The following is a 26,267-nucleotide window of genomic DNA, read 5'->3' as shown; positions in this document are numbered from 1 at the left end:
ACTTTGATTATGATAAAATATGATAATCAACAAAGCGTTTCAGATAGCCTATCAGTGACAATAAAGGAGACGAATTATGTTTCATCCAGAACAATACAAAGGTACACAGGATCAAAATTATGAGTTAGCGCTTCGTCAGCTTCAAGCATTGCTGGAAGGTGAAACTGATGTGATTGCTAACCTGTCCAATGCATCAGCATTTCTCAATCAATTTTTAGATCATATCAACTGGGTTGGTTTTTACTTATATAAGAATGAAGAACTTGTTCTAGGACCGTTTCAAGGTTTACCGGCTTGCGTTCGCATTCCTTTGCACCGAGGCGTATGCGGAAAAGCTGCAAGCTTAAGATCAACGATCAGAGTTGAAAATGTCCATGAATTCCCTGGACATATCGCATGCGACTCCGCATCACAATCGGAAATCGTCATTCCAATCATTCTAAATGGCGAGTTATACGGGGTTCTCGATATTGATAGTCCTGTGCTTAATCGATTCGACGAGGTTGATCAGCATTACTTGGAGAAGTTCGTCAATCAATTGATTACGCACTTAAAATGAATTAAGTTATCAGAGTCTCTTTTTTTGAGGCTCTTTTTTTTAATAAAGCTGTTCATTTTAATAGCTTCTACATTTATATGGATAAACCTGCTGAAATCCAAGTTAAAACAGCCGTCCCATTTAGGGAACGGCTGCTTAAGTTCCATACGTCGTTTAAAGGAGGAGATCCCTTATCGCAATATGGCGTTTAGAAAATTCGTATTATTATTTATAGGATTATTCGTAAAGAACAGCTTTAACATCTTCATTGTCTATGTTTGATTTGTCGTACCATACGAATCCGCTGTCGATAGCTGGTTGAACCGTTTCGCCCTTAGCTGCCGCTACTGCTGCTTTAACCGTTTCATAGCCGATTCCGACCGGATTTTGGGAAATGGCGCCAGCCATCGTACCATTCTTGATCGCATCGATCTGTGCTTTACCGGAATCGTACCCAATAACCGTAACTTTTCCTACTGCCTTGGCTTCCATTACGGCATTGATAACACCGATCGCCGAGCCTTCATTCGTACCGAAGAAGCCTTTTAATTTTGGATACGCTTGCATGATCGCTTTAGCTGCATCAGTCGATTTCAGGTGGTCTCCTCCACCATATTGAATATCGACGATTTTAATATTCGGATATTTTTCCTCAATACGTTTTTTGAAACCATCGCGTCGATCGATACCTGTACGGCTAGTTTGGTCATGGGCAATGATCGCGATCTCGCCTTCGCCACCGATCAGTTCGGCCATTTTATCCGCTGCTACTCCAGCGGCAACTGCGTTATCCGTTGCAACTGTACTGAGTGGAATATCGCTGTCCACGCCGGAGTCGAAAGCAATAACAGGGATACCCGCATCCTTAGCTTTCTTAAGCAGCGGAATCGACGCTTGGCTGTCGAGTGCGGCAAAACCAATAGCGCTAGGTTTTTTATCCAATGCGACTTGCAGCATTTCAAGTTGTTTATCGACTTGGGATTCTGACTCTGGGCCTTCGAAAGTAATATCCACGTTCAATTCGGCTGCAGCCTTCTCTGCGCCGATCTTAACCGCTTGCCAGAATTGATGTTGGAATCCCTTGGAGATAACCGGAATGTACATTTTTTCCGTTGTCACAGTTGCCTCAGGGCTTGAGCTTTCAGCTGCTGGCGATGCGGTGGATGGAGAATTACTGCCTCCTTTAGAATTGTTCGAGCTGCAAGCGCTAACGACAAATACGAGTACCAAAGCGGCAATTATCCATACTTTTCTCATGTTCATATCCCCTTCTTAATGAATGATATTTGCTTTTATATATACTCTCCTTAGGAGACTATACCGTTGTTAAGCCTTGCGTCGGCGCAGGATATCGGCATATACCGCCAGTAATATAACAAAACCGACAACGACTGTCTGCCATTCCTGTGGGACCGACATGATGCGTAATCCGTTCGTCAATACGCTCATAATCAGAGCCCCAATCACCGTACCCAAGATCGTTCCCTTGCCGCCGCTTAGCGATGTGCCGCCGATGATTACCGCCGCAATGGCTTCCAGTTCATATCCCGCACCGAGGGAAGGGTGTGCTGTGTTCAACCGAGAAGCCATTAGAATACCGGCAATTCCGGTAAACACGCCGGTAATCGTGTAAATAACGATTTTCCAATTACGTACGTTAATACCTGAAAGACGCGTTGCCTCCTCATTACTTCCAATCGCGAAGTTGTAACGGCCTACGATCGTTCGGGATAATAAGATGCTCCCTAGAATGGCTACGATGAAAAAAATAAGGACAGCGTTCGGAATATCAAAGCCTGGAATAAGATCACCGAGCACCGATCCTAATGAGATTTCCATAAAAGCTTCATTATCTGTGAAATAGATCGGCTTTGCTCCCGAAATGACTAGTGCTAACCCTTTAGCGATCATCATCATCGCGAGCGTTGCGATAAACGGCGGAATTCCTAATCTAGCAATCGTAAACCCAGATAAGAATCCACATAACGCCCCAGTCAGCAAACCACCAACAATGCCGATCGGAATTGGCAAGCCCCATATCGTAATAAACATGCCGGTCATGACCGCGGACAACGTCATAACGGTACCAACTGAAAGATCGATGCCGCCCGTTATAATGACGAAAGTCGATCCTAACGCAAGTACGCCAATAACCGCGGTCGAGAGCAAAATTCCAATGATATTGGAAAAGTGAAAGAAATTATCCGATGCGATTGAAAAAAAGATAACCAATAAAATCAAACTACCAAAAACTAATAGCTGCTGCAGACCAGACTTGATCGCAAAATGCGATTTACGCTCAACCACCGTTGCTTTATTCATTCTTCTCTTCCTTTCTCTGTCGACCTTACCCGATCCGATCTGTCGCATAGGTCATGATCTGCTCTTGGGTCGCATGATGATCATTCATAAGCTCCCCCGTGATTCGTCCTTCGCACATGACAATAATGCGATGACTGAGCCTTAAAATTTCCGGCAATTCAGAACTGATCATTATGATAGATTTGCCTGAGGCAGCCAAGTTCTCAAGAAGCTTGTAAATTTCGCTTTTGGCTCCGATATCAATTCCTCGAGTCGGCTCATCGAATATCAGGATGTCGCAATCCCGCGTTAACCACTTACCGATAATCACCTTCTGTTGGTTCCCCCCAGAGAGAAATTTCATCTTCTGCTTGATACCGGGTGTTTTCACCTTAAGCTCCTCAACGATTCGAGTCGAAACGTCATTCATGCGTTTTTCATTCATCCAAAATCCCGCACTCGCGAAACGGCCTGCAGTTGCCAGTGTAGCGTTCGTTGAAACATCCATTTCAAGCAGGCAGCCGAAGTGCTTTCTATCCTCACTCAAATATCCAATGCCATGCTTTACGGCCTGATGGGGGCCATTTATCCGCGCCTTGCGGCCATGGACGTAGATCTCACCGGACTCAATGGGATCAGCGCCGAAGATTGCCCGAGCGACTTCTGTTCTTCCTGCACCGACTAGTCCAGCCACTCCAAGTATTTCTCCCTTTCGAAGTGAGAAGCTCACATTGTGAAGAACATTCCTGCGGTTCAAATTACGCACCTCAAGCATCATCTCGCTCGTTTCGTCCTTAATCCGATTCGTCTTATCCGACTGATAAAGCTCTCGGCCCACCATCATCGAAATAATTTTATCAATGGTTGTTTCGGCTGTCGCAACTGTATCAATATAACTGCCGTCGCGCATGACCGTGATACGGTCGGTTATCCGTTTTAACTCCGCCATACGGTGTGAGATGTACACAATCCCCACTCCTTTAGCCCGCAGCTGAACGATAATCTTAAACAATTCCTCGATTTCCGCATCACTAAGCGCCGCTGTCGGTTCGTCCATGATCAGCACCTGAGAATCATAAGAAATGGCTTTTATAATTTCGACCATTTGCTGCTTCGCAACCGTCAGCTTTGAGACGAGTGTAGTCGGATCGATATCTAGATTCATTTGCTTCAGCAAAACAGAGGTTTGTCTATTCATCTCTTTCTCGTCAAGAAACAGTTTTATAGCTTTTCGAGGCTCTTTGCCGATAAAGATGTTTTGCGCAACAGTCAGATCAGCTGCAAGATTCATCTCCTGATGGATCATGCTGATTCCCATTTTTTGAGCGGATCGTGTATCTGTAATACGTACTTCTTTGCCCTTGTAGAGGATGCGCCCCTCGTCCATCTGATAAACGCCCGTAAGCACTTTCATCAGGGTCGATTTCCCCGCTCCATTTTCCCCAACAAGTGCGTGCACCTCACCAGTACGCAATTCGAACTTGCAATCTTTCAATGCGTGAACACCAGAAAAACTCTTCATGATCCCTTCCATCTTCACAATACTTCCACTCATCATTCCATCTCCCATCTCCTTGTTCATGTTGTTACCGTTAACTTTACACGGTTCATTCCATCACTTACATGTGATTTCATCTTATAAGAGTCGAATAATTTTGGAGATTTATACGATCAGCCTGCAATAAGACGCCAACAAAAAAAAGATGGCATAGCAGGCTTTCGCCTACTCTGCCATCTTTCCCACTTACAACAGACCCTCAACTACTCCATACACTAATCACCAATAAACGGAAACAAAAGCTTCTGATTTTCCTCTTCATACATGTTTTCTTTCGTGATGAGCAGCGAGCCCGTATCAATAAGCTTAGCAACCTTCTTGCCCTTGACAACCTCCATTGCTGTCTTGATGCTGAGATAGCCCATCTGAAAAGGTCTCTGGAGTACAGTCGCTTTCATTACACCCTCATCCAGAAGCTTGATTTCATTGAATGAACTGTCGAATCCAATCAATTGCACCTTTCCCTTTAAGCCAAGCTCCTGAATCGCCCGGCCCGCTCCGACCGTAGTCGGCTCGTTCAGACCGATGATCCCGAACACATCTTTATGCACCTGCAGCATTTCCAAAACCAAGTGATAGGCATTTTGCTCAGATCCTTCGCCATAGTAAGTCCCGAGCATCTCGATTTCCGGATAATTCTCAATGACTTCATGGACACCTTTTTGTCTGTCAATATGAGAAGCAGCGTTTTTGACATAGCTGACAATCGCTATTTTGGCCTTATCTTTAATTAAGCCTTTCATTGCTTCTCCCGCTTCCCTGCCTGCGTTGACGTTATCTGTAGCTACGACGCTATCGGCAATGTCAGATTCAATCCCCGAATCAACGATAATGAGCTTAATTCCACTTTTTTTTATTTTCTCGGAAACGGGTACAAGCCTCTCGTAATCGGTTGCAGCCAATACAATCGCGTCCGGCCGGTTCTCTATCGCTTTTTCAACTAGCGCAATTTGTTCATCAACATCCGTTTCCGAATCCGTTCCCCATACTTGAACATTTACATTGAACTCTTGAGCGGCTTCATTCACCCCATCGATTAACACCTGCCAGAATTCTACCGATGTATCAATCGTTTTAATGATTACCGTGACATCGATCTTCTTTTTCGCACTTAATCCATTATACCCATATACAAAAACAACCACTGCGATGAGAAGGAGTGCAACCGCGGTTGTTAACCACTTGTGAATTCCTTGCATGTCTCTCGTCCTCCAGAATCTAGCGTGATTTGGGAATTCGAATTTTTACGGTTGTTCCTACTCCTAGAACGCTATGATAGGTCAATCCGTATTGCACACCGTAATATAACTTAAGCCGCTCTTGAACATTGCGCACGCCTACTCCTCTTCCGCTCTCTGCTACAGGAGATGGAAGATGCAGGGATTTCAATTTTTCCTCATCCATCCCATTACCATTATCTTCGACAATCAGAATAATGTCCGTGTCGGTTTCTTCGTACGCAATTCGGATGAAACCAGGTCCTTGCTTCATCTTAATGCCATGATAGATCGCGTTCTCAATAAGAGGCTGCATGATGATTTTGATGATCCGATATTCAAGTACAGAATCAGATATTTCAATGTGATAATCCAACTTATTTTTATACCGCATTTTTTGGATCATTAAATAGTTCGTAATATGCTCAATTTCAGTTCTAATCGCAACTAACTCTTCTCCCTTGCTGATCGATGATCGGAATAGCTTGGCAAGCGCCGAAGTCATCAAAACAACTTCTCTGGATTTGTTGCTCTCGGCCATCCACACAATAGAATCCAGCGTGTTATATAGAAAATGCGGATTGATTTGAGCCTGCAGCGCGCTGATCTCGCTCTTGCGTTTCAGCTCCTGATCCAATACCGTTTGCAGCATCAACTCTTTAATCTTTCCGACCATCATATTGAATGCTCTTGCAAGCCTTTGGATTTCTACTGTTTTATGGGCCGGCACATGGATATCGAAGTTGCCCTTCTCCACTTCCTTCATATAGCCCTGCAATCGTTTGATCGGTTGACTCACTCTCTGGGATAAGAACAAGGAAATAATAATCCCGATGATGATACAGATAATCCCAAAGAAAACGATAGAAAGCAAAACATTATTCTGATTGTCGGCCAATTCACTCACGTAGGATACACCAACAATTTTCCATCCGAATTCGGAATCTTGAACGGTATACATTCGACTTTCACTGCCTTGCTTGCTTATGAATGTTCCGTTTCTGACTTCGAGCACCTTATCTATCATCTCTGATTTCAAATTACTATAAACCAATTGTTGCTGGGGGTGATAGACGATTTTCCCTTCCGAATCAATGATGAATAAATAACCTCTTTGACCGAGTCGAATGTCCTTAAACATGTCGTTCATGACGCTAAAATTCAAATCAACTAAAAATATACCAAGCTTCTTATTCCCATCCTTGCTAACCAGTTCCCGGCTTAGTGAAACAACCCAAGGATACCGATCTTTAAAAATAGGCTGTACGTGCGAAGAGGAAATAACACTGCGCCCGCCCATGCTCTCTGCGTTCTTATACCAATTCATAGTTGTAATATCAACATTGGGATTCAATTCAAGTTCTTTGCGGCCGGACACAAATTGTCCACCATAACCGAAAATGTTGGCTGAACTTATATCCGTTCGGGATACTAGCATCGCACCCAGCATTTCAGAGATTGTTTCCTTATAGTCTTTTTCCTCCTTCAGGCTATTAAAAGTATCTGAGGATAAATAAGCTTGAACCGCATAATTGCCCGCTACAAGATCAGACATGTACTTCATGCCGTTTATATAGGATTTAATATTGTTGTTTACCTGTTTCACAAGCTCCGTCGTGTAAGTCTGCGCCGTGGACTTAACGGAATCTTTAGTCAAGTAAAAGGAGGTAACGCTCATAATAATACTTGTCATAATAATGAGAGAGACCGAGGCTAGCACCATATTCGTCTGAATACTAGGCAATCGCGAAAACATTCTCACTCGTATCACACTAACCCTTTTATCTTTTTATGGCGATAATCCGTTGGTGTTTCACCTGTATGCTTTTTGAATGCACCGCTGAAATAATGAGGATCACTGTATCCAACCGTATATGCGATCTCGTAACTCTTTAAAGAGGTCATGTTTAATAGTTCCTTCGCTTTTTCCATACGTAAATGAGTTACGAATTCCACGAATGTTTTACCGTTGGTTTGCTTGAATATGCTGCTGAAGTAGCTCGAACTCATCGATACGTGATAACACACCGACTTTAATGATAATTTCGGATCCATATAATGCTGCTTAATGTACTCTATCGATTTTGCTACCTGAAACACGCTTTGATGTTCCCTCATGCTTTTGATGCTCCCGACCACTTTCGCGCATTGAGCCTTCATCCAGACTTCAACTTTATCCATCGAAGCAAGTCGAGTAATTTCATTTAACGGACTTTGAGTTTCTCCGAACACCTGCGTATGTTCAATGCCCATGACATAAAGCGTGTGCATGATCGTTAATACGATTCGTTGAATATACATCTGACAAATATCGAATGGATAAACATGTTCCCGAAACATAATGAAGATTTGCTCGATCCATTCATCCATCTCTTCTGGCGATCCGGTTTTCAGTTTAGTAATTAACTCGCTTTCCCAATCAACTAGCGATAGCAACTCCGGACGCTTACGCTGTTCCATATCCGATATACATATGATTTGGTTGGTTCCGATTACAAAGCGATAATCCAATGCCGAAAGAGCCGATTGATTTAAACGCTGCACTTTGTCCGTTAAATGGCATACATGTCCAATGCCTATGGAAAGTTTAACCGGCAAATAATCAGTAATCTTACTATGAATTTCTTCTGCCACCAACGTAGAAAGATCATGCAATTCCTCTGGTTGATTACCAGAAATGATTAGAAGCACTCGGTTTTCCCGATCCCTGAAAATAAGCGTCCCTGCACGGTTTTCTATAACTTCTTGAGCGATGTTATAAACAGCAAAACGAATAAGTTCCTCGTCGGATAAAGTACTTGGCTGAGTCCATACAAACTCGTCCACCTCTATGGCCAGCTCGATCACGAAGGAGCCGTTCCACTCTATCTCAAAATAATTGAAGCTATCCTTCATTTGTTTTTCTGGTATCGACGTGCTTGCAAAACGTTCTAAAAAACGTTCTTTCAACAGAGGAAGGCTCTCCCTCAGTTGCCGTTTCAACTGCTCGAAATCTTTGATTTGCTTTCTTTCACTGTCCAACTCCATACGAATTTTATTTATAACTTGCTCAAGTTCAGCAGCGGTAATCGGTTTTAAAATATAGTCGACGGCTTGCAATTTCAAAGCTTGCTGCGCAAAATCGAAATCATCGTATCCTGTAAATATGACGACCTTCACTTTCGGATAATGGATGGACAGTTCGCGTGTCAGCTCTATTCCGTTCATGAAGGGCATTCCAATATCGGTCAATACAACATCCGGCGTATGGCGGGTAATAAAATCAAGCGCTTCCTTGCCGTCTTCGCAAGTGCCCACGCACTCAAAGCCAAGCCTTTCCCAGTCCATTTGATCCTCTATCGCTTCACGAACCAATGCTTCGTCGTCAACAATCAGCAACTTGTACATGAGATCCCCGCCTTGTTTCTAAGATACATTGATTGGATAGATCGTTCTAGAATACTTATAAGAGTCCTCATTTAAAACATTCTATACCTGGCACAATTAATTGAAAGCGCTATCAATAAATTCATCTGTAATAGGTTGAAGTAGTTGAAAGCTTGTTAAAATAATGACTCGTCTCTTTTACTTTTTCCTTTAATAATATTAGGGGAATATGGATATGTAAATGCGATTATATACGAAATTAGTTGATTTTCTTCTTATTTTTATTAAAGACCTCCGCAAATGCTTAAATTGCTGCTCCTTACTCAGTATTTTGTATTGGATTTGATTATTCTTGAAAATCAGATGAGCATAAACCAACAAACAAACAAATGACCCGCAGGATGGTCGCCTCCGATTCGAAGCCTCCATTCTTTTGGGTCATTGTTTATATATGGGGACTATTTTTTCGAACGTTTATGGGAAGATGTTTTAGCATGCTTCCGTGGTTTAACACTCGAAACCATAACATTTTTTTCAGTATACGTGTAATGTTGTTTATAGACCGGACAACAATGATGCTGCTTTACTATTTCAATATTTTGAACGACATTCACAAGCTGCGGATGGTAGTAGTCCTCATATTGCGTAATTGGAGGATCATAGACAGTCTGCGTTGGACAATCAGGACAAAATTCAGCTTCATTCACGCCACCAACATTACCCATATTAGCATTAGCCACATTAGCATTGCCCATATTATAGTAATCATTACGGTTCAATATAACTATCCCCTTCCCGTTTTGGAATACACCTCATTATATTCACAGAGTTGTAATCCGACATGTACACTTGACCCGCAAGGCGATAGCCTCCTATGTTCATGTGGGTTTAAGGGCAAGACAATTACTGTGAACCATTTAAGACCTATTTAGAGTTTTCTCTTTTTCAAGTATGGTCTGATCATATCTTGCAATTTTATCATCCAAACGTTCGTACACTTTTTTCATATCCTCTATTTTCTTTGCAAGTTGCTTACGTTGCTCGATTAGAAGATCTTTTCTAACCCCGATGGTTTCATCACCCTGTTGAAACAACCCGACATACTCAATTAACATTTCAACTGGGAGATCTACACCACGCATACATTTGATATATTCAACCCACCTGCAGTCTTCTTCCGTATAATCCCTGATTCCGCTTTTATTGCGATTCACCCGTGGAATAAGCCCAATTCGTTCATAATAACGGAGTGTATCCTGCGATAAATCGAATTTCTCACTTACTTTAGCAATAAGCATGAAGATTTCACTTCCCATTTTCAGATCAAGAACGCCCGTGAAAAAGATTTGGACGCTCTTGTCTTTCCTAATATCTACCTGTCATTACATCGAAATAGCACCGACTACCCGATGAGGAACATACAGCTCTTCCATCGACGCAATTTCTTCTGGTGTTAACGTAATTGAAAGAGCTGCAACTGCATCTTCGAGATGGGACAATTTCGTAGCGCCGAAAATCGGAGCTGTTACTGGTTCTTTCTGCAACAACCAAGCAAGTGCAATTTGAGCACGGGGAACGCTACGTTTTTCAGCAATTGCCGTAACCCGCTCTACAATCAATCGGTCAATATCTGCAGTCGCATCGTATTTAGATTTTTGAGCTAGGTCGGTTTCGGATCGATATGTTGTTTCCGACCAATCACGCGCCAATCTTCCTGATGCGAGGGGACTATAAGGAATCACACCGATTTTTTCCTCCTTACAGAGCGGCAGCATTTCTCTCTCTTCTTCACGGTAAATGAGGTTTAAATGATTCTGCATCGATACGAATCGGGTCCAGCCATTTTTTTCAGCTACATGATTCGCCTTTAGGAACTGCCATGCATACATGGCTGAAGCACCAATATATCTTGCTTTCCCAGCTTTCACAACATCATGCAATGCTTCCATCGTTTCTTCAATGGGAGTATGGTAATCCCAGCGATGGATTTGATAAAGGTCTACATAATCCGTTCCCAGCCTCTTTAGGCTCTTATCTATTTCGGTCATGATTGCTTTTCGAGAAAGTCCAGCACCATTGGGACCTTCTTGCATACGGAAAAAAACCTTTGTCGCGAGTACAATTTCATCACGATTGGCATATTCCTTTAAAGCTCGTCCAACAATTTCTTCGCTTGTACCATCTGAATATATATTCGCCGTATCAAAAAAATTGATACCAAGCTTTAGGGCTTCTTTTATAATAGGACGACTGTTCTCTTCATTAAGTACCCAAGGATGAGTCCAACGCTCCGCTACTCCAAAGCTCATACATCCAAGACAAAGCCGAGATACATCCAAGCCTGTATTTCCGAGTTTCATATATTCCATTTAATAGTTCCTCACTTTCAAATAGATATTGTTTCCTACAGATTTAGTTTACTACTTGGAGTTAACTCCAAGTCAAGTCATTAGGCTGTTTGTTTGTGTATTATACATTATAGAACGGATACCATCCATTTAATCCAATGGGCAGCCGGCACCAGTAATGCTTGTGCAAGAATAGTTCCAAATAATCGAGACAGCATTAATAACCCAAAAACCTTATTAAGTGTTGCGATCTCTTTTTCTCCTCTAAGAACTTTATCAGTAATTAAACCAATTTGCGGATCAATGAGTATGGTAAGTAAAATAGTCGCCATTCCATTTATTAGACCTGAAGATTGTGAGGCGGCAGTCGAGAATTCTATTGTTAATGTTGAGGCAAGTAGAGCCGCTAACACTCCAATTGTGTAAATAGCAGTTACCAAACAATTAAGAAGCACTAGCCTTTTGGGTATGCCTCCGATTCTTAATCGCGACAGCATGGATAGCTTTGGAAAGCGAAAATGATATCTTGCATAATTAATCTTTTGAAAGGAAACTGAAGAGCGAACCATTTGAGGTATAGACCCTGCTATTTCTAAATGGGATATTACCCTCGTAGAAAGCAAAACGGCAGATGGGAAAAGTAATAAAGCTGTAAAAGTCCCTAATGTAGCTGCACCAATAATTATGCGAAACTGATCAATTAGATTATAATCAACATGCTGTTTTGCGAAGTCAATCATTTTACCGGTCATTGGGGCTTGTACCATATTTGCCGTTCTTGAAATAATAAGGATTATCCCAGATAAGGACAAGGCAACCGCCAATTTCTCTACTCGTACACCTGCTAATCGAAGAGAATAAGTAAGAGTCTCTGAAAGATGAATGATAAATGTAAACAAAGCCACAAATACAACTTGCTCCAACAATCGATCACCTCATAACGTTACGAAAGTTCGTATATGATCCAAAAATACCTTTATACTTTTTTCACACTTATGTCTCTAGTTAAATGATAGAGATAAAAACCATCTTTAAAAAGAGAAATTATCTCATTTAATATTTCCTATTTAATACATACTAAACTTTATTTGATTACCTGCTACGCTTATTGACCTTATACCGTTTCCACGATTCACAAAAGCACATAATAAAACCTCCCATTAGACCTATTAAAATCTAGGTTTGCTACTAATGAGAGGTTTTCATCGCAGCATTTGCATCAAAGCGTTGGCTTCGTATACGAAGATGCTCACGCAAATTATTCGGATGTATTTTCAAATATATTAGTTTCCACTTACTGCCAGCATCTTCTATAAGTTTCTTGTTCTCTGTTCTTCTTTTATACTGCCAAAAACTAAAATCAATAACCACATGCTTTTTAACGTGTAAAAAATTACTAATAGCTTGCGCAATTTCAATTCAGCCTCTATTTTGTATGCTCATACTTTTCTATTGGGTAATCAATCCCGTACCGGCCATAAGTGGTCCAAATTTCCTCGTCAATGGAGAGACGAACAAATCCTTCCTTTTCCAACTGTTGAGCAAATGGTATGTAGATACTTGACCTAAATAAAATAAAATTAATTTAAACTATACTGGATATTTAAGTTAAAATAGACATAAATAAGGTGTAAGAATATTTAAACAATCTATTTAGTTAACCACAAAAACCAAGTGATTTTTAGGAGGAATAATAGATGGATATGAAATACCCAATTGGCAATTTTTATTTTGATGGTGAAATTACTATCCGTGTTACAAGTGATTGGATAAATGAGATTGAAGATTTACCAAGATTATTACGAGATACTGTAAAAGACTTAGATAATGATCAGCTTGATACAGCTTATCGTTCAGGAGGGTGGACTGTTCGACAAGTAATACACCACCTTGCGGATAGTCATATCAATGCCTATGTTCGCTTTAAATTGGCTCTTACGGAAGAAAATCCTGTAATTAAGCCCTATGACGAAACGAAATGGGCGGAACTATCCGATTATAAATTGCCAATTGATACTTCACTTACACTTCTCGAATCATTGCATAAACGCTGGACCAACCTTTTACGCAGTCTAACACCTGCTGATATGGAAAAGACATTTATTCATCCAGATTCAGGTAAAGTTTCAGTAGGTAAAAATATAGGAATTTATGCTTGGCACGGTAGGCATCATCTTGCACATATTACTTCTTTGTGTAATCGTAAGGGCTGGTAAAGGATTTTATATACTTTTACACTTAAAGTAATGAATAGCCTTAAATTTAAACTTCAACAGCTTATTCATATGTAAAATTTGATCTGATGTTAAGTAAGCAATTAGACAATCTTGTCCAAGGGATGCGATGACTACTCATTTAGAATTGAAAAGGTTCTTTCTCAAATTCTTGTTGCGAAAATTGTTCAAGCAATGAATTTGTTGTAATTCCAGGGTTCAATGTAATTTCGAACTCAGCTAATTTAGTGAGTTGATCATCAAAAGAAATGGTTTTCTTCTTGAAAAAACCAAACATTTTACGCACCTTCTTAATCATTGATTTTTGGATATGAAACCAAATATTCATCATGAAATTAAACGTTCAACAATTAATGTACTTTGTTACCTTGCCTGTTTCTGTCACTTAATTCAAGAAGACCTCGAACAAAAAAGAACATACTAATAGCCCAAACTACTCCAATGAATGCAAAAGAGAAAGAGTTATATACCGAGCTTGTGAAAGCTCTTGTTTCGAGTATTCTTATCAAATGTACTGCACCAACAGAGAAAAGCAGCAAATGGCCCAATATCCATCCATAACCTTGTCTTCTATTTTTCCTCATCAGATAAATAACCATTGAAGCCACAGGAACCATAACAATTATTAAACCTAATCTCAATAACAAAAGAACCTCTTCTTCCAATAGCATTTAACCTTCACATCCCTATCTTGTAAAAACTTTTCCCTAAACGATTATACATCAAATACTGGATATAATGTAATTAAACAAGCTATTCGTCAGCTTAGTGTTAGACGCCAATAATTTTCTTTGAAATATCCTGTTTCGATGAAGATGTCTGAACACACAAAGAGACCCACATCGCTGTGGGTCTTCGTTTTATATAGGTTCATTTTAGACTTCTATATCGAATGTGAGCTGTCCAATATAGGTCAATTGTTCAACTTCTAAATGATCGGCAGCACCATCCAAGATACGACGGACACCCTCTAATGAATCTTGAAGGGTTAACCATTCACCTGATTTGTTTGTAAAAGATTCTGCAACATAAAATGGTTGAGTGAGGAACGACTCCAACCTTTCACCACGACTATAAATCATTTTATCGGATTCTGGTAAATTCTCTATTCCTCGTGCTCGAACCAATGAACGTAACTCCCGATATCTACGAAGCAACTTTCGTGCTCTTTGTTGTAACGTCAAATGAGTCGCTTCGAGATGAGCTCCTTCTAATACGGTGGAAGTCGAGAATACTGGATCTATCGCCGGGAATAGGTTACGTGATGCCATGTCCGCATCAAATCGCAATAGCGTATCCAATGGACCGTAAGGTGCCTCTTCGTCTGCAGCCTCAAAATTAGTATCCACTAATGCTATGGTTACGGGCCGGGTACCCGCTTCTTGGAGCCTCTCTCGCAAGGTCAATAAGTCACCAGAGAGAACAATCGATCTATCCGCCCCAAGCAGTACATCTCTATCCGAACGGAAGGCAGCTATCTGCTTATATACCTCATCGAGAGTAGAGCAGGTCATTTCGGCCTCAGTTTCCACATCACTGATCCCATCCGTCTCACCCTGCGGCTTCCAAAAAACAGTTACATATCCACGCCTCTTCATCCGACGAAAGAGTTCAGCCAGCATAACTAACTGCCCCATTCCAGGTCCTGCCACAAGGCCAACTGTCCCTCCGCGCACTATCGGAGCAAATAAATCCAACACCTTCAAACCTGTTTCAATCATCGCTACACCACTCCCTCGAATTATTAATTCATCAAGACTGCAATTAGCAAGTGAAGCAAGAGTCACAAGGGTTTTAACTTCTGCCCTACCCACAGGGATTTTACCTGTACATAAGTTTGATACGGTAGCTGGTCGTAAGCCAGCTGCACGAGCAGCTGTTGTAAGATTTGGAACACGACGACGTAAGAGCGAAACGTTGAGTTGCAGATCATCATTCATTGGATATGTCCCCTTACTCTCGAGAGTAATTTGTATTACGCTAAAACCATCTGTTACTTCATAAAGTAAACCATTTTACTTTAAAAAGCAACATAAATTTTTACATTTTTCTAATGGGGATTACTCTACCAACTTCTAATATAAGATTGATGAATCAGCTGCAATCCCCACCACCGCCTCCTGTATGAATAATCATTTGGGATTCAGGTCCACCCTTCCATATATGGCTTATATCAAATTTAAAATGGACTATCAACCAAATATTCGCAACATAAAATGACGAGATTCCGTTTTGTTTTGTAGATAGTGATAAATAGGAGAACACAACCTCAAATAAGAAAAAGTTGCTGGTAAGGAGGAATTATTATTAATTATTTATATTTATTAGGTTTCTTCATCATTTCCCTCATTACAGTAGTGATATTTTTAATTTTTAGTATCCGATTATTTATCTTCTTTATAAAAAAGAAGCCCTTCCCTAAAAAACTATTCATTGCGACTCTGATAGGAATTGGTTTGATTTCTACACAAGTAATCTATAATACAACCTTTTTTACATTCGATAACACTGAAGGTGAATTTTATAAAGGACCCCTGAACTCACCTACAGACAAATATACGGCTAATGCTTACTATCAGTCTTATGGCGGTGCCGCTGGCGGAGTCAATTTATGGGTAGAAGTCACTTATCACGCTGATGATAACAAACTAAAAACGGTTTATAATAGTGATGCGAATAGCAACTTTTCTATGGAATGGAAAGATGAAGATACTCTATACATAGTAAATGAAGAACCAGGGTTCCCAAGTTCAAACAAAAGTATTGAACTCAACATTGAAAAAGAGACTTATCTGGATAGAGGATTAATTTGGAGGATTATCAATAATAAACATTAACAAACTTTCATCTCTAGAGGTTAATACGAGTTGAAAAACAAGCAAAAGATAAGACCGCCATCGGCGGTCTGGGTTAATCTAATTCTTTTCCCTCAAGAAAGCAAGAGCTTCTTCGTAGCTATTCCAGTGACTTTCAGTAGTATGCTCAGATTGCCTAGCAGAACGGTTCAACTGGATTTTTGTTATCGCTCCATCAACGATAACCGCTGCCCTTTGCATGCCAAAGGTTAATAATTCCTTTTGATGCTCGACTAGTTTCGCTTGAGATTCAGGTAAGAAAGCTTTGACACTGCGCATATCAACAACCACGTCAAATTTACCGCCCATATCTTTGGAGAATTTCTCAATTTCTCTCGTAATTCTATCAAAATCATCAGGCTTAGCTTTCTGATCCCAAACAATCTCAATTATTTTATTCGTCTTGTCTATTATCTTTGATGATGACATATGTACATCTCCTACTCAGGACTGTAGTCTAATTACCATCTCATTCTACAGTTCAGCATCCATTTCTTCAATACTCATTAAAATATTTGATCAAGTTGTAAATTTAACATTTTAAAGTAAGAGCAGTAAGAGCATTTCTTTGTAATGAGAAATGCTCTTTATTTTCGTCAAAATTAAAAGGATATAATAAAACGATATTAATTTATTGTATAACGATAAATAATGTGTTAAAGTCATTTTATCATTACATCAGTGAGGTGCTTTAAATGAATGTTAAATAAGGTTCAACTACCTTCTTAAAGGTACTTGCTAAAGTCACAGGAGATGATGCAGCAGGTCCTATATCATTAAGTCTAACGGGTATTATAGTGACAAGTACCGTTGCACCTTTTGTAAGTATTCTTCAAAAACCAAATAAAAATTTCCTGGAAAAAAATGAAATAAAAATGTGAGGTGTTTATTTTGAGAGAAGTCACAACATTGTTTTTAAAAATAGCTGTTTTTATTATAGGACTACCAGTTCTTGCTTTATGTATATTTTTTATGCCCCATATGGCGAATTTCGCAGCAAAATTGTATCCAAATATTGCCCTAATGAAATATCTCGTTTTCATCGTGATGTATGGAGCGGCTGTGCCTTTTTACTTCGCTCTCTATCAGGCTTTAAATCTTTTACGGTACATTGACGAGAACACAGCGTTCTCGGAATTATCTGTAAAGGCGTTAAAGAATATAAAGTACTGTGCGATTACAATCAGTAGTTTCTATGTATTAGGTTTGCCACTCTTCCGTTTTATAGCGAAGAAAGTTGACCCTCCTATTGGATTAATGGGACTCATCATCATTTTTGCTTCGTTGGTTATCGCCGTTTTTGCTGCTATACTCCAACGACTTCTACAAGAAGCGATTATCATAAAATCAGAAAATGATTTGACGGTCTGAGGTGAATAACATGGCGATTATAATCAATATTGATGTGATGTTAGCTAAAAGAAAAATGAGCGTAACAGCACTTTCGGAGCGTGTTGGAATAACAATGGCTAACCTTTCAATATTGAAAAATGGAAAGGCAAAAGCGATTCGATTATCAACTTTAGAGGCGATTTGTAAAGGGCGGTTTTCTTTTGGGGCAAAAAACAACATTAAGATTTAACATAGCCATAATAAAAAGACCATGTTCATCGCCAATAGGCTGAAATGACGTGCTATTCCCTCTAAGTATATACATGCTAATCTAGCTTAATCCTTCAATTCGATTCTATTTCCTTCCAGATCAATTATAACCCCTATATTTCCCCATTCAAAGCGCTTCAATTTAACAATCACTCCGCGTGTCTCTTACTCGGCTACAGCCAAATCATCACCTCAAATTATTTATTCACTGATATGATACAATTGACTTTCTCAATGTCATAACCCCCGCCCTTACAAGGGCAAATCTTTCCGGTGAAACACTCTTATTCCAATCCCATATAAGACGAGAGCTATGGCTGCAAGCAAAATAAACGAAAACGAGTACCCGCTGCCCTTCATAATCGACTCTTTATCGAAAAGGGTATTTAGAGATAAATACTTAAAGAATGACAGGCTTTCGCTCAAGTCACCTACCATCTTTAACAGGAAAAATGCTAAAGGAAATCCAGCTCCAAAGGCCAGTGAGTTTTTAGTGAAATTACATACACATGAGGATAGGAAAGTAATGCTGCTGATTGCAAAATGCAATAAAAAACATCCTAAAATTAATAATAAAAAGGTTTTCGTATCCATGGAATCCGGCTGAAAGATCATTTCCGCAAGAAGTCCCACTCCTGCAACTATCGAAAACATAAGTAAAAGTGAACCGGTCAGAAATACGGCTTGTGTGAGTGTCACTTGATTTCTTTTGATAGGAGTAGACAAAATATAAGCCATAGATCCACGATCGACTTGGTCCGCAATCAGTTTATTTCCTACAATGATGGAATAAATCATTGGAAAAACAGATGCAATGATACCGAAATAGGCATTATTGATAAAACCAAGCAAGCCATGAGCATCTGCCAAGATCGCTCCAAAAGGCGTATTCTCCACTAACCCTTCGAATCCTTCCAAAGTAGAAGGGGTAAAGAAAGAGATAACGATCGTTAAGTACACACATAGAACAAGGGTAAAGATCAAGAACAATTTGTAATTCGATTTTATCGTGCGTTTCAAGAGAGAACTATTTATCATCATTCTCACCCCCATATAGGTGCATGAAATACTCCTCTAACGAAAACTTTATTTCGGAAAGAAACCTAAGGTCGTAATTTGCTATGACTTTTATAAAAGAATTGATGTCGTTATTCTGAACGATAACCTTCACTTGCCTTTTTGTTAAATCAGTCTCTTTAAAAGCCAACTGCTCCGTACAAAATTTATCACAATCCTCTTGCGTATTGAATTCAATCTCATAAGTTTTCTTATTAGTTTGTTTGATTTCATCAGAAGAAATCGTAGAAACGAGCTTGCCCTGTCTAATAATTCCGATTCGATCGCAGGTGCCGCCTACTTCTTCAAGCATATGTGAAGACATTAATATGGTTTTCCCCTGTGCTTTCTCCTCTTGGATCAGTTCAACAAAGGTGCTTTGCATTAAAGGATCTAAACCGCTTGTAGGCTCATCCAGCACCAACACTTTTGGATTATGCATAAACGCACAAACGATGCCTATTTTCTGCTTCATTCCCTTAGACATTCGTTTTAAAGCACCCGTAGGATCTAATTGAAACTTCTGTATAAGATAGTGCGCTTTCGTCATATCTTTTAATCCCCGCATATCACCCATCATTTTGATGAACTGAGTGCCTGTCATATCGTTTGGAAAGGCAATCTCACCTGGTAAGTAACCCAGCTCCCTTTGGATCAAATCTGGCTTCTCCCAGCTATTCAATCCATCGACCCAAGTACTGCCTTTTTGCGGTTTTGAAAATCCTAATATATGTCTTATCGTCGTCGTTTTGCCCGCTCCATTAGGACCAAGAAATCCGAAAACCTCACCTTCTTTTATTTCAAAAGAAACATCAAATACACCCTTGTGATTTCCGTAATCCTTGGTTAAATGGTCCACCTTTAACACTGCCATTCTTTTCAACTCCTTTTATTGAAAAAATAACAGATTAGTATAAGCAGCAAAAATGCCGTTTATGCGATTTCCCAAACTTTCTGTAAGTATGTACGATAAAGCTCATCCAATATTTCAGTAGGGTCTATCTTTTCATTTTTTTGAGCATCTGCAAATGCCGTAAGGCGCTCGAATTCTAATTCAATAAAATCATTGATGATGTCAACACGTTTTTCCAAGTTGAGCTCTTCACCGGCCATCTTTCTTTTTAGAAGATCCTCAATCTCGTATTTCAAGCTTGAATCCGTTACGAGATCAGATACTAGTTCTTGAAAAAGAATCGGAGGATTCGTATTATATTTCTCAATCCATTTACAAGCTAATATCGGACGCAGAACGTAGAAATACTTCTTAATTCGGACTAGATCACCTTGTAAATACTCTCTAAAATTCCCCTTTGCCATGCTCAAATAATGATGAATGGATGCTTTCGGTGAAAACACTTGCTCTCTCAGCCGCAGCATTTCTTCTTTAAAGCCAAATGCCTCATTATAAACAATTTCCGAAACCAACCACTCCAACAAAGGCGGATTGGACTTTCGAAATAGCTTCAAAGCTTTTCTTATATCCCAACCATTGATATCGAGCAGATCATTTATCGGGACTTCAATGACATCCCTTTTCTCATCAATGGATAAATACCATTCTGGTTGTCTGATGTACACAAATCGAACATCATAGTCGCTATCTTGAGAAGGAAAACCCCACGCCCGACTGCCCGATTCAACTGCGAAGAGAACCTTCACCTGATGCTGCTGCTCAATCTCTCTTAGCTCCTTTAAAATAATGCCCTTCATCAGATCTCCCCCTAATTGCTGCTAAGTAAATTTTACCATGCCCTATGAATAAGTGGTACTCGCATTCTAAATCAATACTTGAGAGCTGCCAGTTGCGCTCCACTAGACCTCCTGTTCATACTATAGTTTCTATCAATTCAGCGAGCATGGCAGTTCATGTATATTTGTTAATGCGAAGTCAAATGATATACAATATAAATGTTCCATCTTTACCAGGGTGGTCCATTTCAAATTAGAGGAGTGAAAAAATGGCTGTTGATATTTATATGAATTTTAATGGAAACTGTCGAGAAGTAGTAGAGTTTTACGCTGATGTTTTTGGGACAGAGAAACCACAAATCATGACCTTTGGAGAAACTCCTCCAAACCCTGAATACCCACTTCCAGAGGAAGCCAAAAATTTAGTCATGCATTCACGGCTTAACATCAAAGGAAGCATTATTATGTTTTCGGATGTATTTCCTGGCATGCCATTTATTATGGGCAATAATATTAGCCTATCCATCGTGGACAAGGATATGGATGAAATTAAATCATTATTTCACAAGCTCAAAGAGGGCGGCACCATTGGCATGGAGCTTCAAGAAACCTTTTGGAGCAAATGCTATGGCAGTCTCAAGGATAAATTTGGTATTGAATGGCAATTCAATTATGACAGCGAAGAGTTAAGCAATACATTTTAATAGATGGAAATAAAAAAAAGGATATGGTGCTTTTCTTATGCAGAAAAGCTTCTATATCCTTTTTTTTGTGCAATAAGTGCTATGTAACACCATACTTGTGATACTATCACTATTTGAAAAAAGATTGACAATTCAAGTTGTCATACATATAGTTGTTTTAACAACTAATCATAGGAAGTGATGATTTTGCGTAAAAAAGGTTTAGATCATTCCATCGGTTTTTTACTCGGCATTACCCAGCGAAAACTATCACATCTGTTTATGCTTCGAATCAAATCATTTGATTTAACACCAGAGCAATGGTCGGTACTCTATCGTGTGAGAGAGAATGACGGTTTAATTCAAAAGGATCTTGCTGAGATTTCCGGTAAAGACAAACCTACTACAACAAGAATATTGGACGTACTTGAAGCCAAGGGATTCGTTACGAAGAAAGCCGGAAAAAATGACCGCCGCGCCTACCACGTGTTTATCACCGAGCAAGGTAAAAAAATAGCCGATGCCATTGAGCCGATTGAATATCAGACGGTTGTAGATGTATCGGAGTCTTTATCAGACGAAGAGTATGAGCAAATGCTCCACATTTTAGAGAAGCTTAATCAACTAGCAACCATATGGACGGAGAAAGAAAAGGAGTAATAACATCATGCCTGAACAGAAAGATAAACTATGGACCAAATCATTTCTTACTCTAACAGCAAGCTATTTATTATTGTTTTTAAGTTTGCAAATGCTTTTATCGCCCTTCCCCTCTTATGCCAAAGAGCAATTTCATCCAGGGGATTTTACGCTTAGCTTAGTTACGAGCTTATTTGCTTTAGCAGCGATAGTAACTCGGATTGTAACCGCAATTCTTTTACGCTCCATTCATCGGAATACGATATTGTTTTGGGGTATTTTCATAGTAACAGCGGTAACCGTCCTATATCCTTATGCGGGTTCCATGACCCAGCTCCTTGGCTTGCGTGTCTTATTCGGAATTGGATTCGGAATGACCAGTACAGTATTGCCAACCCTAGTTTCACAGATCATCCCTCATAAACGTATCGGGGAAGGCATTGGCTACTTCGGTCTTTCCACAAGTATCGCCATGTCCATCGGACCGCTGATTGGGCTTAGCGTAATTAAAGACTACGGCTTTACTAAGCTTTCTTTGCTTGGTGCATTATCCACTGCCTTAATTATTCCATTGCTGCTTCTAACACGCAGTATACCTAAACAGCCTGAGAAACCTGCTAAGTTAGCTCCATCAGTCGCAACTTCAGCGATTAGCAATAAAAAACCATCGATGCGACGCATGTGGTTCCCTGCCGTATTGAATTTATTGATGTCTGTTACCTATGGCGGCATACTTGGGTTTCTCGCACTATTTGGTGAAGAAAAACATTTGGATCAAATCGGATTGTTCTTCTTGTTTATTGCTTTTACTGTTCTAATCGTACGCCCCATTTCTGGACGCATATTCGATCGTAAAGGCCCATTTCTTGTACTCGTGCCTGGAGCGTTAATTGTAGTAGCAAGCTTGCTAATTCTCTCCTATTCCACCACGCTTCCATTCGTGCTTATATCAGCTCTTCTGTATGGACTAGGCTTTGGTGCCATTCAACCTACTACACAAGCTTGGATGCTTCGTGAGGCTTCTCCAGAGCAGCATAGTACGGCGAATAGCCTATACTATAACTCCATTGATTTAGGTGTTGCGTTAGGATCTATGATGCTTGGTATCGTCGCATCCGCATCAAACTACGCGATTATGTATCGCTATGCCTCAGGCGTAATGGTAGTATTCCTCATTGTCTATCTTGCAAGTCATTTCCTGAGCATGAAAAAAAATAATACAATCAACTCCGTAAGTGCTAATAAAAGTACATCATCTTGCAAATAATAAATCTTTAAATGGAGCACAATTGAGCAAAGTATTTAGTCTCTGACTAGATACTTTTTTTATATTTATAAAGGGTACAATCCTACTTATTTTATGGCATTTTTTGCTGGAAGAAATTTTACATTTTATTTTATTGAAAAAGTTTGTTTTAATAGTATTACTACTTAATTTTAAATGGCACTGCAAAGGAGTTGCAAACGATGCAAATATCTTCATTTCTATTACCTAAAAATCAAGTCGCCTTTATCACTTCCACCATATCTATGCGAGAAGCAATGGAACAATTGGAACATCATCACTACACCGCTATCCCGATTATTGATACAGAAGGCAAATATATAGGAACACTTTCTGAAGGCGACTTGCTTTGGAAGCTTAAAAACACACCTGGTCTGAACTTTGACAATATGCACGAAGTGTCAGTAAGTACAGTTCAGAAGCGGATTCGAAATGAATCTGTCAATATCCATGCACATATGGAGGATATGCTGACGCTTGCTGCAGATCAAAACTTTATCCCTGTTATCAATGATGAGGATGTTTTTATCGGTATCATCAGACGCAAAGATATTATCGCTTATTATACGAAGAACATAACGGATTAAAAAAAAGACTAGCGTATGCTCCATCGAGTTTTCTCGTGAGCAGCTGCTAGTCTTTTTTTTATATTTTAAATTGTGAGAGCTTCTCTAATAATTCCTGAACCATTGTGCTGAGAGCGTCAGCTGAAGCCGAAATCTCCTCCATCGAAGCAAGCTGCTCTTCCGAGGCGGCAGCCACACTTTGAGAGTCTGCTGAAGCATCGGACGCAAGATCTGCGAGCTGAATAACGCTTGCTGAGATTTGCTCCGTACTTGCTGTCATTTGCTCCGCAGCTGCTGATACCTCTTGAATCTGCTCGTTAACGTTTGTCATTTCCGTAAGGATAGATGTGAATAAGATCTCGCTATCCGATACACTTTGCACACCTAAGCGCACCTTCTCATTACCTACTGTCATGGCTTGTGATGCTTGTTTCGTATCATTTCTTACATGCTCCACCAAGTCCGTAATTTCAGATGCAGCTTCTTTGGTTTGCTCAGCAAGCTTGCGTATTTCCGTTGCAACCACTGCGAAGCCTCGACCATGCTCACCTGCTCTTGATGCTTCTATGGATGCATTAAGAGCGAGAAGATTAGTCTGCTTGCTGATATCCGTAATCAGACCAATCATTTTGCCAATCTGTACGGAACGATCACCTAACCGTTCAATCGCTTTGCTTGTTTCTTCTACTGACTCCTTGAGCTCAGCCATCTGATTTACTGCAGCCTGCAAACCATGACTTCCAAGTCTCGTTTGATTAGCCACTTCATCAGCGGAAGCCGATACTGCGGATGAGGAATCTGCTATGCGCTGCACGCCAAGAGAAAGCTCACTCATCGATTGTGATGATTCCCCAGCATATTCGCTCTGCGTTTGAGATCCCTCTGCTACTCGTCCAATGGAATCCGCTATCGTTTCAGCCGCTATCCCTGTCTGTTCTGCACTTGCTGTCAACTGTTGGGAGGTCGCGCCTACATTCATTGATAAATCGGCGACATGCTGAAACATTTCTCTTAGCTTAGCAGTCATATTATTAAAATGTCCCGCCATGATTCCAAACTCATCACCAGATCGAACCTCTAGACGTTGCGTTAGGTCGCCTTCAGACATGAATTGAAGCTTCACTGACAAGGTTCTCAGCGGTTTTATGACCATAATCCAGAGTAAGAGTGCCAAGATGGCAGCAAGTATCAGCATAGCTATTACTATGATAATAAAAATATTTGTTCTTGCTGTAAGATAGCTTTTCATAATCGTATCTTTAGAAATGGCCGCTTGCGTATACCAAATTTGATCGCTGCCCGGCAAATGGATCGGTTGAAAAACTCGAAGCATTAGGTCACCTTTGGAGTTTAACGTGTAGCCCTTTAATAAATCTCCACTTTTAACTCCCTGCCATAATGCTTCCTTTTCCGGTGTATCACCAAAAGGTTTTAAAATGGATTCTTTATCATTTGGATTAGCAGCATATAATCCGCTCTCAGTAAGAAGTGATACATAACCGCCAAGCGGCTTATATTTCTCTGCATTTTCCTGTAAATAAGTTAAGGATAAATCTAGACCTACCATTCCTAGAAATGTACCTGATTTATCTAGAATTGGTTGAAGGATTGAAATCATTTGAATTTCTTCACCTTGAACCTCATAGGCGTATGGCTCCATATAAGTAAGCTTCTTGCTTGCTTTTGGCAATAAGTAGAAGTCACCTGCCCCCGCCAGCTCATAATCCCTTAAAGGCTCGACCACAATGTCGTCACCTTTTCTGACTACATAAGGAATGAAACGTCCAGTAACGTCGTCATATGCTGTTTTATTAACATTCGCCTTATCATTCCCATCAAAGGCATTGGGTTCCCATAAGGTGCTAAGACCTGTTATTTCTGGCCTTTTCTTCATCATTTCCGTCATAATTGAAACGACATCCTCACGATTCAGCTTGTTAAGCGATCTGGATTCAGTCAAAATATCCCCTAATATCTTAACAGTAGATTGCATCTCTACCATCGTTTTTTCAATCGTAATGGAATATTCATTACCTGCAGTGAACGCTTCAAGTTCACCATTAGATGTGGAAATTCGCAACAGCGGCTTAAGATTAACAACTAAAATAGTTCCAAAAACAAGTGATAATACTACACTTACAATAATAATAAACTTAACGGTTAATGACAGTTTACGTAATGCTTTCATCTGAACCACTCCACTCTGGGCTAATAATCATTAATCGACAAATTGCGACTAATTGATAATAGGACAATAGACCCATAAAAACTTCGTATCTTCACAAAAAAAGACCAGGACAAAATGCCCTGATCTTTCAAATTCAAACGTA

The 26,267-nt window shown here is 40.0% G+C and carries 27 protein-coding genes; 9 read left to right on the top strand and 18 right to left on the bottom strand.

All coding sequences use genetic code 11. From position 1 onward, the window contains the following. Positions 1–76: 76 nt before the first annotated feature. Positions 77–559: a GAF domain-containing protein gene (locus AC0YOD_RS09350; protein ID WP_475798995.1), complete on the top strand. Its 483-nt coding sequence runs from the start codon at positions 77–79 to the stop codon at positions 557–559. A gap of 216 nt (positions 560–775) precedes the next feature. On the opposite strand, the gene AC0YOD_RS09345 is transcribed toward AC0YOD_RS09350, so the two are convergent. The 10 genes from AC0YOD_RS09345 to AC0YOD_RS09300 all read right to left on the bottom strand — a co-directional run bounded on the left by AC0YOD_RS09345 (position 776) and on the right by AC0YOD_RS09300 (position 12,254). Beyond that, positions 776–1,801, bottom strand: coding sequence for a substrate-binding domain-containing protein (locus AC0YOD_RS09345; protein WP_475798994.1), 1,026 nt, complete (start codon positions 1,799–1,801; stop codon positions 776–778). Positions 1,802–1,864: 63 nt separating this feature from the next. Then, complete coding sequence (locus AC0YOD_RS09340) at positions 1,865–2,860, bottom strand: ABC transporter permease (protein ID WP_475798993.1); 996 nt, start codon at positions 2,858–2,860, stop codon at positions 1,865–1,867. Positions 2,861–2,885: 25 nt separating this feature from the next. Then, a complete protein-coding gene (locus AC0YOD_RS09335; protein ID WP_475799335.1) occupies positions 2,886–4,394 on the bottom strand; it encodes a sugar ABC transporter ATP-binding protein in 1,509 nt (502 codons plus the stop codon). A 218-nt stretch (positions 4,395–4,612) separates the two neighbouring features. Beyond that, positions 4,613–5,596 carry a substrate-binding domain-containing protein gene (locus tag AC0YOD_RS09330; RefSeq protein ID WP_475798992.1) on the bottom strand — a complete coding sequence of 328 codons (984 nt, stop codon included), beginning with the start codon at positions 5,594–5,596 and terminating at the stop codon, positions 4,613–4,615. 19 nt (positions 5,597–5,615) lie between these two features. Next, the gene (locus tag AC0YOD_RS09325; RefSeq protein ID WP_475799334.1) at positions 5,616–7,370 is read right to left on the bottom strand and encodes a sensor histidine kinase; all 1,755 of its coding nucleotides are present in this window, start codon (positions 7,368–7,370) and stop codon (positions 5,616–5,618) included. A gap of 11 nt (positions 7,371–7,381) precedes the next feature. Then, on the bottom strand, positions 7,382–9,001 hold the full coding sequence (locus tag AC0YOD_RS09320; RefSeq protein WP_475798991.1) for a response regulator: 1,620 nt from the start codon (positions 8,999–9,001) through the stop codon (positions 7,382–7,384). A gap of 437 nt (positions 9,002–9,438) precedes the next feature. After that, positions 9,439–9,759, bottom strand: a complete 321-nt coding sequence (locus tag AC0YOD_RS09315; RefSeq protein WP_475798990.1) for a hypothetical protein — start codon at positions 9,757–9,759, stop codon at positions 9,439–9,441. Between the two features lie 138 nt (positions 9,760–9,897). Then, on the bottom strand, positions 9,898–10,278 hold the full coding sequence (locus AC0YOD_RS09310) for a MerR family transcriptional regulator (protein WP_475798989.1): 381 nt from the start codon (positions 10,276–10,278) through the stop codon (positions 9,898–9,900). A gap of 84 nt (positions 10,279–10,362) precedes the next feature. Then, positions 10,363–11,349: an aldo/keto reductase gene (locus AC0YOD_RS09305; RefSeq protein ID WP_475798988.1), complete on the bottom strand. Its 987-nt coding sequence runs from the start codon at positions 11,347–11,349 to the stop codon at positions 10,363–10,365. Positions 11,350–11,456: 107 nt separating this feature from the next. Continuing rightward, positions 11,457–12,254 (bottom strand): lipid II flippase Amj family protein, encoded by a 798-nt coding sequence (locus tag AC0YOD_RS09300; protein ID WP_475798987.1) that lies wholly within the window; start codon positions 12,252–12,254, stop codon positions 11,457–11,459. A gap of 771 nt (positions 12,255–13,025) precedes the next feature. Between AC0YOD_RS09300 and AC0YOD_RS09295 the strand changes: the two genes are divergently transcribed. Then, the gene (locus tag AC0YOD_RS09295) at positions 13,026–13,544 is read left to right on the top strand and encodes a YfiT family bacillithiol transferase (protein ID WP_475798986.1); all 519 of its coding nucleotides are present in this window, start codon (positions 13,026–13,028) and stop codon (positions 13,542–13,544) included. 139 nt (positions 13,545–13,683) lie between these two features. Here AC0YOD_RS09295 and AC0YOD_RS09290 read toward each other — a convergent pair whose 3' ends face one another. From AC0YOD_RS09290 to AC0YOD_RS09280, 3 genes are all read right to left on the bottom strand, one after another. Continuing rightward, positions 13,684–13,893, bottom strand: a complete 210-nt coding sequence (locus AC0YOD_RS09290; RefSeq protein ID WP_475798985.1) for a hypothetical protein — start codon at positions 13,891–13,893, stop codon at positions 13,684–13,686. 19 nt (positions 13,894–13,912) lie between these two features. Beyond that, positions 13,913–14,233, bottom strand: a complete 321-nt coding sequence (locus tag AC0YOD_RS09285) for a hypothetical protein (protein ID WP_475798984.1) — start codon at positions 14,231–14,233, stop codon at positions 13,913–13,915. Positions 14,234–14,437: 204 nt separating this feature from the next. Next, positions 14,438–15,283, bottom strand: a complete 846-nt coding sequence (locus AC0YOD_RS09280; RefSeq protein ID WP_475798983.1) for an ATP synthase beta subunit C-terminal domain-containing protein — start codon at positions 15,281–15,283, stop codon at positions 14,438–14,440. A gap of 636 nt (positions 15,284–15,919) precedes the next feature. On the opposite strand from AC0YOD_RS09280, the gene AC0YOD_RS09275 reads away from it, so the two are divergent. Further along, positions 15,920–16,399, top strand: coding sequence for a DUF5412 family protein (locus AC0YOD_RS09275; RefSeq protein WP_475798982.1), 480 nt, complete (start codon positions 15,920–15,922; stop codon positions 16,397–16,399). A gap of 78 nt (positions 16,400–16,477) precedes the next feature. Here the strand turns inward: AC0YOD_RS09275 and AC0YOD_RS09270 are convergent, their stop codons facing one another. Then, the gene (locus AC0YOD_RS09270; RefSeq protein ID WP_475798981.1) at positions 16,478–16,846 is read right to left on the bottom strand and encodes a hypothetical protein; all 369 of its coding nucleotides are present in this window, start codon (positions 16,844–16,846) and stop codon (positions 16,478–16,480) included. Between the two features lie 462 nt (positions 16,847–17,308). On the opposite strand from AC0YOD_RS09270, the gene AC0YOD_RS09265 reads away from it, so the two are divergent. Together AC0YOD_RS09265 and AC0YOD_RS09260 are read left to right on the top strand one after the other, a co-directional pair. Next, on the top strand, positions 17,309–17,788 hold the full coding sequence (locus tag AC0YOD_RS09265) for a DUF2975 domain-containing protein (RefSeq protein ID WP_475798980.1): 480 nt from the start codon (positions 17,309–17,311) through the stop codon (positions 17,786–17,788). A gap of 10 nt (positions 17,789–17,798) precedes the next feature. Further along, positions 17,799–17,999 carry a helix-turn-helix domain-containing protein gene (locus AC0YOD_RS09260; RefSeq protein ID WP_475798979.1) on the top strand — a complete coding sequence of 67 codons (201 nt, stop codon included), beginning with the start codon at positions 17,799–17,801 and terminating at the stop codon, positions 17,997–17,999. A gap of 272 nt (positions 18,000–18,271) precedes the next feature. Here the strand turns inward: AC0YOD_RS09260 and AC0YOD_RS09255 are convergent, their stop codons facing one another. The 3 genes from AC0YOD_RS09255 to AC0YOD_RS09245 are packed head-to-tail and all read right to left on the bottom strand — an operon-like array spanning position 18,272 to position 20,785. Beyond that, positions 18,272–19,057 (bottom strand): ABC transporter permease subunit, encoded by a 786-nt coding sequence (locus AC0YOD_RS09255; RefSeq protein ID WP_475798978.1) that lies wholly within the window; start codon positions 19,055–19,057, stop codon positions 18,272–18,274. Further along, on the bottom strand, positions 19,047–19,949 hold the full coding sequence (locus AC0YOD_RS09250) for an ABC transporter ATP-binding protein (RefSeq protein ID WP_475798977.1): 903 nt from the start codon (positions 19,947–19,949) through the stop codon (positions 19,047–19,049). The genes AC0YOD_RS09255 and AC0YOD_RS09250 overlap by 11 nt, the downstream gene beginning before the upstream one ends. Before the next feature lie 59 nt (positions 19,950–20,008). Next, entirely contained in the window at positions 20,009–20,785 is a 777-nt protein-coding gene (locus AC0YOD_RS09245) for a nucleotidyltransferase domain-containing protein (RefSeq protein ID WP_475798976.1), read from the bottom strand. Between the two features lie 248 nt (positions 20,786–21,033). On the opposite strand from AC0YOD_RS09245, the gene AC0YOD_RS09240 reads away from it, so the two are divergent. The 4 genes from AC0YOD_RS09240 to AC0YOD_RS09225 all read left to right on the top strand — a co-directional run bounded on the left by AC0YOD_RS09240 (position 21,034) and on the right by AC0YOD_RS09225 (position 23,958). Beyond that, positions 21,034–21,468: a VOC family protein gene (locus AC0YOD_RS09240; protein WP_475798975.1), complete on the top strand. Its 435-nt coding sequence runs from the start codon at positions 21,034–21,036 to the stop codon at positions 21,466–21,468. 180 nt (positions 21,469–21,648) lie between these two features. Further along, complete coding sequence (locus AC0YOD_RS09235; protein WP_475798974.1) at positions 21,649–22,107, top strand: MarR family winged helix-turn-helix transcriptional regulator; 459 nt, start codon at positions 21,649–21,651, stop codon at positions 22,105–22,107. A 7-nt stretch (positions 22,108–22,114) separates the two neighbouring features. Further along, positions 22,115–23,353 carry an MFS transporter gene (locus tag AC0YOD_RS09230; RefSeq protein ID WP_475798973.1) on the top strand — a complete coding sequence of 413 codons (1,239 nt, stop codon included), beginning with the start codon at positions 22,115–22,117 and terminating at the stop codon, positions 23,351–23,353. Positions 23,354–23,553: 200 nt separating this feature from the next. After that, entirely contained in the window at positions 23,554–23,958 is a 405-nt protein-coding gene (locus AC0YOD_RS09225; protein ID WP_475798972.1) for a CBS domain-containing protein, read from the top strand. Between the two features lie 58 nt (positions 23,959–24,016). Here the strand turns inward: AC0YOD_RS09225 and AC0YOD_RS09220 are convergent, their stop codons facing one another. Further along, the gene (locus tag AC0YOD_RS09220; protein WP_475798971.1) at positions 24,017–26,125 is read right to left on the bottom strand and encodes a methyl-accepting chemotaxis protein; all 2,109 of its coding nucleotides are present in this window, start codon (positions 26,123–26,125) and stop codon (positions 24,017–24,019) included. Positions 26,126–26,267 lie beyond the last annotated feature (142 nt).

The sequence above is a fragment of the Paenibacillus sp. J31P13 genome, assembly GCF_056269295.1.
The sequence above is the reverse complement of the archived record's forward strand: the minus strand, read 5'-3'. Positions and strand labels throughout refer to the sequence as shown.